Below are 13497 nucleotides of genomic sequence, written 5' to 3'. Positions count from 1 at the left end.
TCGGTTCGGGGCCACAGGATAGGTCCGGCCTCTTCCTCGCCCCCGCCGCCCCTACCCGTCCCATCCTCAAGGGGCTGCGCCCCTTCGACCCCGCTCGGTGGTCTGTCGGCTGCGGGCCGGTGGGGCTTCTCGCGCAGTTCCCCGCGCCCCTAAAAGCGCCAGGCCCTGCGGGCCTGAAAAGCACGGGGCGCAGCCCCTGCTTTTCAGGGGCGCGGGGAACTGCGCGACCAGCCCCCACCGGACGGACGCTTGGGGGTCGAAGGGGCGCAGCCCCTGGGGATGGGAAGCGTGGGGTCAGCCTGGGCGGAGGGGCCAGGGGCGGACCGTGGCGCATTCCGCGCGCAGCAGCTCCGCCGGGATCGCCGCGTCACCCACCCGGCCGGGCACATACACCGGCGCCCCGCCCGCGAGCGGCAGCACCCGCACCCTCAGCTCCCCCACCGGCAACCGGCCGAGCCCGATCTCCCACACCCGCCCCGAGTAGAACTGATCGGCGACCAGACGCTCCCCCACATACGCACGGCCCACGTCCCCGGTCCAGTGCAGCCGAAGCAGCGTGCCGGGAGGCGGATCGTCCGGCAGCGCGACGCGGTACTCCGCGGCCGCAGAGTCGAAGTACGCCTCGGCCGGTACGCTCGCGCGACCCATGACGCCCGTGGTGACCGGCGGCGCCTCGCCCGCGGGCCGGACCAGGGTGACCGGCAGCACGTCGTCCCCCGTCCGCCCGTCGTCCCCCGCGACCACGGTGTAGCGGACGAACACCCCGTCCTCCGCCTCCTTCACCAGAGCCCCGGGCACCACCGGGGCGCGGCGCGGCGCGGGCAGGACGGCGAACGACGGTTCTCCGGCCGCGCTGTGGAGGCGTACCTCGTCCGCGTGGGCGTCGAAGACCACTCCGCCGTCCGCCGACAGGATCAACCGCTCGGCACCCCACGCGGGCCCCCGATAGGCGCCCCGGGCCGTCGCCGCGTCCAGGACCAGCACACCTACCCGGCGGCCGTCGGCGGTGTCGACCTCGACCAGGGCGTCCGTGCCGGGGCGCAGCGCCGTCACCAGGGCACGGTCGCCCGCCGTCGTGACCTCGGCGTCCGACGGCGCGGACACGGTCGTCACGGTGCGCAGATCGAGGGCGAGTTCGGGGGCGATGCCGTCGGTCGCGGCCAGGACCAGGATCGTCCGGCCGTGTCCGTCGTCGACCGTGCAGACGGGTTGCGCGGTGGCCCAGTCGAGCCGCAGCCCGGCCACCTCCAGCCGCAACGGCCAGCAGAAATAAGCCCCTTGGGGAATCGTGACGGGCGCGCTCGGCAACGACAGCACCGGCCCGTCCCCGGGGAACTCCACCTCGAACGACGTGTCCGGGCGGTGAGGCAGCGGCTCGTGCGGCTGGTGGTTGTTGACGAAGAGGAAGCCCGAGCGGTCGTCGGCGCGGACCGCCCAGCGCAGCGTCTCCCGGTCGTGCTGGCCCGTCGGCAGCCGCTCGGGCAGGACCGACTCCATCGGGGCGATCAGCCCACCGAAGTCGGCCAACAGCAGGTGCTGGAGGCGGAGTTCGTCGTAGGAGGGGCGGTACTGGCCGTACTCGCCGAGGGGGGCCTGGAAGTCGTAGGTGAGGCGGGGCAGGTCGTTGGGGTAGCCGGTGGCGTGGGACTCCTGGAGGGGGGTGAGGTCGCCCGGCGGGTTGGTGCCGCCGTGGAACATGTAGTAGCCCTGCCAGACCGAACCACAGCCGATCTTGGTGAGGCCGAGGGCGCCGACGTCGGCGGCCTCGACGCGCGGCCGACGGTGGTACGCCACCGCCATGCCGCCGCCCAACTCGCAGGTGGCCCAGGGGAATCGGTCCGACAGCTCCTCCGGGTCGCCGCCCCGCACCGTGGTCGGACGGAGGTCCGCGCCGATGCCCTCGTCGTCCCGCTGGTGGGTGAAGAAGAAGTGCTTGCGGCAGGTGTCGGGCCAGCCGCCGTCCGCCTCGGTCCAGAAGGTCTCGGGGTAGCCGCCGTAGAGAGGGAGGAGTTCGTCCGGCGGCAGCCGCACTCCGCCCCAGGCGGTCGACGTCCACAGCGGTGCCGACAGGCCCGCCTCCTGGGCCATGCGTTTCAGGGTGAGCAGATGGTCCGGCTGGTCGTACAGCTCGTTCTCGATCTGGATCGCGACGATCGGGCCGCCGCCGGCCCGGTCCAGGCCCCTGAGCTGCTCGGCGATCGCCCGGTACCAGGCGCGTACGGGGGCGAGGTAGGCCGGGTCGTCGGTGCGTGGGGCGGCCGTGCGGGCGAGGACCCAGTCGGGCAGGCCCCCGCCCCGGACCTCGGCGTGCACCCAGGGGCCGATGCGGGGGATGAAGTCCAGGCCGTGCCGGGCGCAGAGTTCGGCGAAGCGGCGCAGGTCGCGGTCCCCGTCGAAACGGACGCGGCCCTCGGTCTCCTCGTGGTGGATCCAGATGACGTACGCGGCGACGACCGTCACCCCGCCCGCCTTCATCTTCAGCAGCTCCTCCTCCCACTCCCCCGCCGGGTAGCGGGAGTAGTGGAACTCGCCGGAGACGGGGAACCAGGGGCGGCCGCCCCGCGTGAGTACACGGCTGCCGACCTCGATGGGGTCGGGCACACCGGGGGCGTCGGCGAACGGCAGGTGGCCTCGCCGGGGAGGCTCGGCGGGCCCCCGGAGGCGCACGCGGTGCGGCCGCGCCATCAGGGCTTCACCGGGCCCAGGTCGGGCGTGTCCGTGAACTCCACGCGCGCGCTGGTCGTGGCGTTGAGCTCCAGCAGCACCAGGTCGTTGGCGCCGGCCCGCAGGACGGGACCGGGGACGTACAGGGTGCGCTGGGGGCCACGGTTCCAGTAGCGGCCGAGGTGGAAGCCGTTGATCCAGGCCTGGCCCTTGGTCCAGCCGGGCAGCGACAGGAAGGTGTCGGCGGGGGTGTCGACCTCGAAGGTGCCGTGGTGGAAGGCGGGGACGGTGACCGGGGTCGCCTCGGCCGGGGCGAAGGGGACCGTGGACAGGTCGGCCAGCGGCAGGCGGTGGGTGTCCCAGCCGAGCAGGGCGGTGCCGTTGAAGGTGACCGGGCCGAGGAGGCCCTTGGCGGCGCCGATGCGGGGGCCGTAGTTGACGCCGCCCATGTTCTCGACCAGCACGTCGAGCGTGGCGCCGGGGCGCGGCACGCGCAACGGCAGCGTCTCGTCGTGGCGTTCGCGTTCCAGGACGCCGACGGGGGCGCCGTCCACGAAGACCTGGGCGCGGTCGCCGACCCCGCCGGTGAAGTGCAGCAGACCGTCGCCCGCCTCGGGCAGGGTGCTGCGGTACAGGGCGTAGCCGGAGCGCTGGCCGAACTCCTCCATGGTGAGCGGGTGTTCGCTGCGCGCCACGGCGGCGCCGGAGAGGGCGGTCGCGTACGGCAGCAGGGGTGCCCGGCGGTCCAGTTCCACGGTGATGCCGGAGAGCCTGGGCGCGGGCGCCGGGACGGGCTCGTCCGGGACCGGGGCGTGGCGGGCGATCACCTCGCGGAAGGCGTGGTACTTGGGGCCCGGGTCGCCGGACTCGGTGAGGGCGGCGTCGTAGTCGTAGGAGGTGACGATCGGGGCGTAGCACTGGTCGTGGTTGGCGCCGTTGGTGAAGCCGAAGTTGGTGCCGCCGTGGAACATGTAGATGTTGACGGAGGCCCCGGCGGCGAGCAGCGTGTCGAGGTCGGCGGCGGCGCTCTCCGCGTCCCGCACGTGGTGCTCCTCGCCCCAGTGGTCGAACCAGCCGATCCAGAACTCCGAGCACATCAGGGGCCCTTCGGGCATGTGGGCCCGCAGCGCCTTCAGGTTCTCGTCGATCCTGCCGCCGAAGGTAGCGGTGGACAGGACGCCCGGCAGACTGCCGGCCGCCAGGTGGTGGGCGGAGCCGGCCTGGTCGCAGGTGAAGAGCAGTTCCTCGACGCCGCGCGACCGCAGCGCCTGGTGCACGTGCTTGAGGTACGCGGTGTCGTCGCCGTACGCCCCGTACTCGTTCTCGACCTGGACGGCGATGACCGGGCCGCCGTTCGCGGCCATGTACGGCAGCAGCGGGGGCAGCAGGATGTCGAGGTAGCGGTCGAGGGCGTCGGTGAAGCGGGGGTCGCTGGAGCGCAGCCGGATGTCGGGGTCCGAGGTGAGCCAGGAGGGCAGGCCGCCGCCGTCCCACTCGGCGCAGATGTACGGGCCGGGGCGCAGCAGGACGTGCAGGCCCTCGGCGCGGGCGAGGCTCAGGTAGCGGGGCAGGTCCAGCAGTCCGTCGAGGACGAGGTCGCTGTCGGGGTCGGGCTGGTGGAGGTTCCAGGGGACGTACGTCTCCACGGTGTTGAGGCCCATCAGCCGGGCCTTGCGCAGTCGGTCGGCCCACAGGTCGGGGTGGATGCGGAAGTAGTGCATCGCGCCGGAGATGATCCGGAACGGTTCACCGTTCAGGAGGAAACCGTCGGACGACGTGGTCAGAGCGGGCGAGCGCAAGGCTGTTTCCCTTCGGCTGGGACGTGCGGGGAGGGTGGGCGGCGACGGGAGTCCGTCAGGGACAACGGGCAACGGACAATGGGCAATGAGCAGCGGGCAGCGGGCAGCGGGCAGCGGGCAGCGGGCAGCGGGACCGTGCCGGCTCATGGGGAACCGGCGGTGGAGCGTGTGGCCCGGATGAGCCACAGGGTGGCCGCCAGGCACACGGCCGAGACCGCGCCGAGCAGCAGCGGGACCGCACGCACGCCGGACCACTCGATGGCCTTGCCGAGCGCCGGGCCCGCCGCCACCCCGCCGATCATGGAGGCGGCGATGACGAGCGCTCCGGCCCGGCGGGCCCGGGGTGCGGCCGCGTTCAGCCAGGGCAGACCGGTGGGGAAGATCGGCGCGATGAACAGGCCCACGCCGGCGTAGGCGTACGGGGCGAGCGAGGGCACCGAGGCCAGCAGCAGGCAGACGGTCATGCCGGCGCAGGAGACGGTGATGATCGTCTGTGCGGAGTGGCGCAGGGCGATGGGGGCGACCAGGAAGCGGCCGACCGTCATCATCAGCCAGTACACGGAGGTGGCGGTCGCGGCGGCACCGGCGCCATAGCCGACCGTCTCCAGATGGGTGGGCTCCCAGCCGCCGACGCCCGCCTCGATGCCGACGTGCAGCACGTAGAGGGTGACGAACACCCCGAGCACCGAGCCCAGGCTGCGGCCGAGCGCCGAGCCGGGCGCGGGGCACGCGTCGGATACGTCGGTCGCGGCGGAGGTCGGCTGGGGCGCCTGGTCGCGTACGCCCCGCAGGCAGAACAGCAGGGGCAGGTTGGCGGCGGCGAAGGCGAGGAAGAGCGCCGGGTAGTGCTCGGCGCCGACGGCGGCGACCAGGGCGGGGCCCAGGATCGCGCCGATGCCGAAGTGGGCGTTGAGGATGTTCAGCATGGCGGTCGAGCGGTGGCCGAAGCCGACGGCGAAGAGCTGGTTGAGGCCGTAGTCGATACCGCCGAACCCGAGTCCGGCGAGCAGGGCGGCGGCCAGTCCGGCGGGCCAGCTCGGGGCGAACGCGAAGCCCGCCGCGCCGAGGGCCATCAGCAGGTAGGAGGTGCCGAGGATCCGCCGGTTGCCCATCCGCCCGTAGAGCCGGTCGAAGAGCAGCACGCCGGCGACACCGCCGATGAAGTGGGCGCTCAGTCCCAGCCCGGCGGCCGACGGCGAGAGGTCGTAGGTGTCGCGGAAGGCGGGGATGGCGGGGCCGTACAGCGCCTGGAGCGCGCCGATGAGGACGAAGCCGACGCAGGACGCGACCACGGCGGCGGGGCTGAACACCCTTGTCCCCGGGGCCGGTCGGCTGTGCTTCACCTCTTGCGCGGTCGGTGTGTCGGGCACGCGGCACTCCGCCTCTCCGTGACTGGGCCACTCGCAGTGTTACCGGTAACATCACCGGCGTCAAGATTGCGTTCCGCCCGGCCCCGGCGGAAAAGCAGGTGGTTGCCGATCCCGGCCCTGTGCTTCCATGCCGCGGTGACGAGCGAGAACACATCCGGCGAGAACACATCCGGTGAGAACAGGTCCGGTCGGAACGCGTCCGGTCAGAGCGCCCCCGGTAAGAACGCATCCGGCGAAAAGGGGTCTGGCCAGAACGCCCCCGGTGAGAACACGACTCGGAGTGTCCGGCCTCGGACCGGTCGCGACCTCGGGGACTGTGTCCGCGTACTCGCGGCGGTCCACGAACGCGACGGCTATCCGGTGAACTGGCCCGACCGGCCCGAGGAGTGGCTGTCGCCGTCCCCGCTCGTCGCCGCCTGGGTGGTGGAGCACGAGGGCCGGATCGCCGGTCACATCGGACTGTCCCGGAGCGAGACGACGGACGCGGCGCCCGGACTGTGGAGCGCCCGGGCGGGGGTGGGCGTGGACAAGACCGCCGTGATCAGCCGCCTCTTCGTCGCTCCGTCGGCCCGCGGCCTGGGACTCGGGGCGACGCTCCTGGCTCGGGCGACCTCCGAGGCGCGGGAGCGCGGACTGCATCCGGTGCTCGACGTGGTGGCGTCCGACACCGCCGCGGCGGCCCTGTACGAACGGCTCGGCTGGCGGTTGCTGGCCACGGTCGAGCAGCAGTGGGGCCCGGACCAGAAGGTGGCCGTCCGCTGCTACGCGGCGGCGCCCTGATCACGCTCGGCGGCCCACGGCACGCCTCGTCCGACGCGGTGCGGTCGGCCTGGAGCGGAGGGGCGGGCGCGCCCGGGAGCGGGTGCCGGGCGCGCCCTGTGGTGGGGCCGGTCAGCAGATGGTCTGGGAGCTGTTGACCAGGCGGTTGTTGCGGAAGGTGGTGTTCTCGCCGCAGGGGCTCTCCCTGATGGACGAGTTGGTGACCGTCAGGTTCTGGACGGTGATGTCACGGTTGTTGGCGAACTCCGACCGCGCCGCGAGCCTGATCTCACCACCGCCGGAGACCGTGCCGCTCTGGGCGGCCAGGTTCACGTTGTAGCAGTTCTCGATCAGGATCGCGTTGTTGCCCGTGTTGGTCAGGTTGATCCGGTCGATGACCGCGCCGCCGCTCTCGGAGACACAGAAGACGCCGCGTCCGCCGCCGCGCGCGATCACCTCGCCGACCCGGATGTTGGTCGGATAGGCGCTGCCCACACGGCCGTTGCGGTTGGCCATGCGGAAGGCCGCGTAGCCGGTGCCGGCGCCCGCGCCGTCCGCGTCGACCTTGGTGACCGTGGCGTTGATCGTCTGGTTGAGGAGCAGCCCGGACTCACCCACGTTGCGGGCTGTCACGGTGCCCACGGTGAGTCCGTCGACGCCGTACGTCTCGACCGCGTGACTGCTCGCCCCGGACACGTACACGTTGTCGATCCTGACGTTGCGCGTCCACTGGCTGGTGTCGCCCCGGTTGTCGATCCGGACGCCGAGCCCGCGCGTCAGGCGCATGTCGAGCTGGCCGAGGACGACGTTCTGGACGTTGCGCAGGAAGATCCCGTACAGCGGGGTGCCGGTGAGGTTGAGGTGCTGGACCTCGATGTCACGGGTGCCCCGGGAGTAGACCGGCGCCTGGTCGCCCGAGCCGGTGCCGGTGACGTTGATCGTGCCGCACACGTCGAGCACGGTGTAGCTCGGCAGCGAGACCCGGGAGCCCGCGCCGATGGACCCGGAGCCGCGCACGACGACACGCTCCTTCGAGGTCCGCCCGGCGGTGAGGCTGTTGACGGCGGCCTGCATCGCCGCGCGCATGTCGGTGCCGGTGTACGTGACCGAACTGCCGCGCCGGGCGGTCCAGGTGCTGCCGCTGAGCACGGCCTCCGCCTGATACGAGCCCTCGCCGCACGCCGCGGCCCCCGCATCGGCGGCGACCGGTGCGGCGGCCAGTTCCGAGGCCGGGTCGGCGGGGGCGGCGGGGCGAGCGGGGCCGGTCAACGCGGCGGCACCGGTGAGCAGGGCGGTGGCACAGGCGGCGGTGACGAGGGCGCGGGTGCGGGCGCGGGCACGGGCACGGGTATGGCGGGGGGTCGGACGGGTGGTGGGCGTGGTGAGGGTGCTGGACGTGGTGGACGGGAGGGGCGTGGGGGGTGTCGCGGTCGGTGCGGAGGCTGCGGCTCTGCGTCCCATCTCGGCTTCTCCTGTGGGGGGTTCGGCCCGCCTGCCGTGCGTTCACCGTTCGCCATCACGCCCTCCTCGTCGAACTCGTTTCGACCGAGTCGTCCACGGTCGAGGAGTTCGGCGGGCCGATGACCTGGAGTGGCGCGGATGCGTACGGCACCAGGTGGTACGGCGGCGCGTCGGTGCGGCGGCAGGCGATTCCTATGGCGGGCCGCGAGTGTGGCAAGCGCTTTCTGCCGGAGTCAAGCCCTGGGGCGGATACGGACGCGTAACTCTCGGTAACTCGTGGTCTCACGTAAGGTCATGAGGCGCGAGGAAGATACGAGATACGAGATATCAGGAGGGGCAGTTGGCGCTGGAGCCGGTGCGGTTCGCGGTTCTGGGGTCGGTCCGCGTGGAGCGGGCGGGAGTGGAACCCGCGCCGGGGCGTCCGCAGGAGAGGGCGCTGCTGGGGCTGTTGCTGGTGCGGGCAGGACAGCCCGTGACGGTGAGCGAGATCGTCGACGTGCTGTGGGGCGGGCGACCGCCGGACAGCGCGGTGAATGTGGTCCGACGCCATGTGGGGTCGCTGCGGCGGCTGTTGGAGCCGGGCCTGCCCGTCCGTGCCGCCGGACGGTGGCTGATACGGGACGCCGGCGGGTACCGGCTCCTGGTCGACGCCGACTCCCTGGACCTGCTGGAGTTCCGCCGGCTGCGGGACGAGGCGAGCCGGGTCGCCGACGACCCGCGGGAGTCGGCGGCGCGGGCCGTGGAACTCCTCACCGAGGCGCTGGCGCTGTGGCGGGGGCCGGCCGGCGCCGGGCTCCCCGCCGAGATGCGGGAGCGCGCCGGCTTTGCGGCGGTGGATCGTGAACGGACGGCGGCCGTACGGGAGGCGGCCGACGCGGCGCTCCGGGCCGGTACCCCGGCCGCCGTGCTGCACCTGCTCCAGGAGGCCGCGAGCGACGCGCCGCTGGACGAACCCCTGCTGGCCCGGCTCGTTCGCACCCTGGCCGCCACCGGGCACAAGGCACGGGCGCTCAGCACCTACCGCGCCGCCCGCGCGAGGCTCGCCGAGGAACTGGGCATCGACCCGGGCCCGGAACTCCGCGCCGCCCACCGAGCCGTACTGCACGGCACCGTTCTGCCGACCTCGGCCCCGGCCCTGACCTCGGCCGCAGCCCCGACCCCGGTCTCTGCCTCACCCCAGCCCTCAGCCCCCGTCCCCACACCCACCCCAGCACCAGCACCAGCACCAGCACCACAGTCGGCACCGACCACCACCCCCGCCCAACTCCCCCACGATCTACCGACGTTCACCGGACGTCGTGCCGAGCTGGAGCAGGTGCTGGCGCTTCTCACCGACACCGGCGACAGCGGCCCCGATACCGTCGTGATCAGCGCCATCGGCGGGATGGCCGGTATCGGGAAGACCACGCTCGCCGTGCACTGGGCCCACCGGGTCGCGGACCGCTACCCGGACGGGCAGCTCTACGTCAACCTCAGGGGATTCGCGCCCTCGGGTGGGGCGATGGAGCCCGGAGAAGCCGTGCGGGTCTTCCTCGACGCGCTGGGCGTACCGCCGGAACGCGTGCCGCACGGCGTCGACGCCCAGTCCGCGCTGTACCGCAGCCTGTTGGCGGGACGGCGGTTCCTCGTACTGCTGGACAACGCCCGGGACACCGAGCAGGTGCGGCCCCTGCTGCCCGGGACGCCCGGCTGTCTGACCATCGTGACGAGCCGCGGCCAGCTGTCGGGCCTGGTCTCCGCGCACGGCGCGCACACCCTGGCGTTGCGTCCGCTGGACACCGCACAGGCCCGGTCGTTCCTCGAACGCAGACTGGGGGCCGCGCGGCTCACGGGCGAGGCGCGGGCGGTGACGGAGATCGCGACCATGTGCGGGGGACTGCCGCTGGCGCTGGCCTGTGTCGCGGCGCGGGCCGCCACGCACCCGGACTTCCCACTCTCGGCGATCGCGGCGGAACTGCGCGCGGCGCACGGCAGCCTGGACGCGTTCAGCCGGACGGACACGGCGGCGAACGTCGGGGCGGTGTTCTCCTGGTCGCTGGGTGCCGTGTCGGCCGAGGCGGCACTCCTCTTCCCCCTGCTCGCCCTGCATCCCGGCCCGGACTTCTCCCTGGCGGCGACGGCGTCACTTGCCCGTCTGCCCCGCCGCCGCACCCGGTCCCTCCTCACCGAACTGGCCGGCGTCCACCTCGTGGGCGAGCCCGCGCCCGGCCGGTACGCCCTGCACGACCTGCTGCGCGCCCACGCGGCCGAACTCCTGGAGGAACAGCACGCGGAGGACGCGCGGGAGGCGGCCGCCGAGCGGCTGTACGCGTACTACCTGCACACCGCGCACACCGCCGAGCCGCTCCTCGCCCCGCACGCGGATCCGATGCCGCCGGGTCCGCTCCCGCCGGGCGTCCACGCCGAACCACTCGCCGACCACCCGCAGGCGTTGGCCTGGCTGACCGCCGAGTATCCGGTGCTGCTGGCCGTCGTCGGGGCGGCGGCCCGGTCCGGCCGCGACCGGGTGGCGTGTCTGCTCGCCTGGGCGCTGGAGCCGTTCTTCGACCGGCGAGGGCACTGGCACGACTGGACGACCGTCCAGCGGATCGCGCTCGACGCGGCGCTCCGGGCGGCCGACCGCGTGTGGGAGGCCAGGGGCCTGCGTGCGCTGGCCCGGGCCGAGAGCCGGCTCGGTCTGCACGGGTCGGCCCGGCACCGCCTGGACCGCGCGCTGTCGCTCTTCACCGAGGCGGGCGACACCGTCGGGCGTGCCGACACCCATCGCAGCCTCGGCTGGACCCACGACCAGGAGGGGGACCTGCCCGGCGCCCTCCACCACAACCGGCTGGCCATGGAACTCTTCCGGGACAGCGGTCGCCGCGCCGCGTACGCCAGTGTGCTCAACTCCGTCGGCTGGTACCACGCGCTGCTCGGCGAGCACGAGGAGGCGCTGAGCCACTGCCGCCAGGCCCTGGCCCTGCTCCAGGAACTCGGCGACCGCTACGGCGAGGCCGCGACCTGGCACACCATCGCGTACGCCCACCACCACCTCGGGCGCCATCCGAACGCCCTCCTCGGCTACGGCCACGCGCTCGCCCTCTACCGGGAGTTGGGCGTTCCCTACCTGGAGGCCTGCACCCTGGTCAGTATCGGCGACACCCATGCGGCGATGAGCGACCACGCCGCCGCCGCCGAGGTCCGGCAGCAGGCCCTCACCCTCCTCATCACCCTCGGCCACCCGGACGCCGACCAGGTCCGGGCCCTGCTCACCACGAGCGAGCGATACGCGTGACCGAGGACCCCGTTGGCCCCCTCCCCCTCGTCCGGCAGGGGGAGCCGCTGCGGTTCGACGTTCTGGGGCCGCTGCGCGTGCGCCGGGGCGAGAGGGAACTCGACCTGGGCTTCCCCCAACAGCGAGCCCTGCTGGGGCTGTTGGTCGTACGGGCGGGGCGCGTGGTGCCGTTGGGTGAGGTCGTCGACGTACTGTGGCCGGAGGGGGCACCGGCGAGTGCGCTGAACGTGGTGCGCCGGTACGCCGGTTCGCTGCGGCGGCTGCTCGAACCCGGGCTGCCGCCCCGGGCGCCCGGACGGCGGCTGCTGCGACACGCCGGGGGCTATCTGCTGGAGGCCGACGAGGACGAGGTCGACCTGCTGCGCTTCCGCTCACTCACCAAACGGGGCAAACGGGCCGCCGCCACCGGGCGGTCCGAGGCGGCGACGCGGTACTTCGTGGACGCACTGGGCGAGTGGCGGGGCCCGGTGGCGAGGGGGATCCCTGCCACCGTCCGGGAGCACGCCGTGTTCGGGGACGTGGAACGGGAGTTGGTCCGCACGACCAGGATGGCCGCCGACGCGGCGCTCCTGTGCGGGAGGAGCGAGCAGGTGCTGCCGCGACTGCGCCAGGCACTCGAACTCGACCCCCTGGACGAGTCGTTGCACGCGGCCCTCGTCATGGCCCTGGCCGCGTCCGGTCTCCAGGCGGAGGCGCTGACCGCGTACGAGCGCGTACGAGGGCTGCTGGCCGAGGAGTTGGGCGTGACACCGGGCCCGGACCTGGCGCGGGCGCACACCAGGGTGCTCCGCCAGGAGTGGACCCCGCCGCGACCGCCCGCGCCGCCGACGCCGCCCGTACGGCCGGGGGCTGCGCCCGCACGTCCCGCCGGCCCGACATGCCTCTCGCGTGCGCCGCACGGGTCGCCGACCGCGCCCCCCGCCGTGCCGCTCACCCAACTGCCGCCCTCCCCACCGGTCTTCGTCGGCAGACGGGACGAACTCCGGCGTCTGGCGGAGATCACGGACGGGGGCGGCCCGTCCGGAGGGGCACCGGCCGCCGTGCTGATCAGCGGGATGCCCGGCATCGGCAAGACGGCCCTGGCGGTGCGCTGGGCACACGCGGTCGCCGAGCGGTTCCCCGACGGTCAACTGCACGTCGGGCTGCGGGGGTTCGACCCGCAGGACGCCCCCTTGCAGCCGGACACGGCACTGCGCACGCTCCTCACCGCGCTCGGAGTACCGCCGGCACGTCTGCCCGGCCGCACGGACTCGCTCGCCGGGCTGTATCGGAGCCTGCTGGTCGGCCGTCGGCTGCTGGTGGTGCTGGACGACGCGGCCGACACCGAGCAGGTACGTCCACTGCTGCCCGCGTCCCCCGGCTCCCTGACCCTGGTCACCAGCCGCAACACCCTCTCCGGCCTCATAGCGTCGGGCGCCCACCCACTCCGCCTGAACCTACCGTCACCGAAGGACGCCAGATCCACCCTGACAGCCCACCTCAACCACACCCGCCGAACACCGGGCCCCAAGGGGGCCGCGTGGCCGGGGCCGGGGGAGGCGACCGAGGCGACCGAGGAGGCCGAAAGCACCGAGGCGGCCGAGGAAGTCGACGCAGCCGACGCAGCCGACGCGATCGTAAGCCGATGCGGGCGGCTGCCGTTGGCCCTGGTGATCGTCGCGGCCCGTGCCGCCCATCAGCCCTCTCGCCCCCTCGCGGATCTCGCCGCCGAGTTGCGGAACTCCCCGCGCGGACTCGACGCGTTCACCGCGCCCGGCGGCACACCCGATCTCCGCGCCGTTCTCACCCGCTCCTACCGCCTCCTTCCGCCGGAGCACGCCCGGCTGTTCAGGCTGCTGTCCCTGCACCCCGGCCCCGACCTGGACGCCGACACGGCCGCAGCCCTGGCCGGACTCCCCGTCCGACGCGCCCGGCACCTGCTCGACGGCCTCGCCGACGCGCACCTCGTCATGGAACACACCCCCGGCCGCTACACCCAGCACGCACTCCTGCGCGCCCTCGCCACCGAGTTGACCGAGACGTACGACGACTAGGGGCAATGCCGTTGCTTTACGGGTCTGCTGGTTGGGGTCGTTTGATGCGGACAGCTCGGGTTCCGGTGAGGGTGGGCTGGGGCCATGTCAGGTGCTCAGCCCGCTTGAGCCAGTAGTTGGACATCTTGCGCTTGACG

At 73.5% G+C, this 13497-nt stretch carries 7 protein-coding genes; 3 read left to right on the top strand and 4 right to left on the bottom strand.

The features are described 5' to 3' along the window. Positions 1–294 precede the first annotated feature (294 nt). The 3 genes from PUR53_RS02305 to PUR53_RS02295 form a co-directional block, all read right to left on the bottom strand. Positions 295–2685 carry a beta-galactosidase gene (locus PUR53_RS02305; protein ID WP_329907204.1) on the bottom strand — a complete coding sequence of 797 codons (2391 nt, stop codon included), beginning with the start codon at positions 2683–2685 and terminating at the stop codon, positions 295–297. Next, on the bottom strand, positions 2685–4463 hold the full coding sequence (locus PUR53_RS02300; protein ID WP_329907203.1) for a glycoside hydrolase family 35 protein: 1779 nt from the start codon (positions 4461–4463) through the stop codon (positions 2685–2687). Before PUR53_RS02300 ends, PUR53_RS02305 begins: the two co-directional genes overlap by 1 nt. 143 nt (positions 4464–4606) lie before the next feature. After that, the gene (locus tag PUR53_RS02295; protein ID WP_329894896.1) at positions 4607–5833 is read right to left on the bottom strand and encodes an MFS transporter; all 1227 of its coding nucleotides are present in this window, start codon (positions 5831–5833) and stop codon (positions 4607–4609) included. 360 nt (positions 5834–6193) lie between these two features. On the opposite strand from PUR53_RS02295, the gene PUR53_RS02290 reads away from it, so the two are divergent. Next, the gene (locus tag PUR53_RS02290) at positions 6194–6613 is read left to right on the top strand and encodes a GNAT family N-acetyltransferase (protein WP_329907202.1); all 420 of its coding nucleotides are present in this window, start codon (positions 6194–6196) and stop codon (positions 6611–6613) included. Between the two features lie 111 nt (positions 6614–6724). On the opposite strand, the gene PUR53_RS02285 is transcribed toward PUR53_RS02290, so the two are convergent. After that, the gene (locus PUR53_RS02285) at positions 6725–8053 is read right to left on the bottom strand and encodes a hypothetical protein (protein ID WP_329907201.1); all 1329 of its coding nucleotides are present in this window, start codon (positions 8051–8053) and stop codon (positions 6725–6727) included. A gap of 340 nt (positions 8054–8393) precedes the next feature. Between PUR53_RS02285 and PUR53_RS02280 the strand changes: the two genes are divergently transcribed. Together PUR53_RS02280 and PUR53_RS02275 are read left to right on the top strand one after the other, a co-directional pair. Further along, complete coding sequence (locus PUR53_RS02280) at positions 8394–11327, top strand: AfsR/SARP family transcriptional regulator (protein WP_329907200.1); 2934 nt, start codon at positions 8394–8396, stop codon at positions 11325–11327. Then, positions 11324–13360 carry an AfsR/SARP family transcriptional regulator gene (locus PUR53_RS02275; protein ID WP_329907199.1) on the top strand — a complete coding sequence of 679 codons (2037 nt, stop codon included), beginning with the start codon at positions 11324–11326 and terminating at the stop codon, positions 13358–13360. Before PUR53_RS02280 ends, PUR53_RS02275 begins: the two co-directional genes overlap by 4 nt. Positions 13361–13497: the final 137 nt, after the last annotated feature.

The organism is Streptomyces sp. SP18BB07, from assembly GCF_036322545.1.
GTDB lineage: Bacteria > Actinomycetota > Actinomycetes > Streptomycetales > Streptomycetaceae > Streptomyces > Streptomyces deccanensis.
This window is presented reverse-complemented; position numbering and strand designations above follow the sequence as displayed.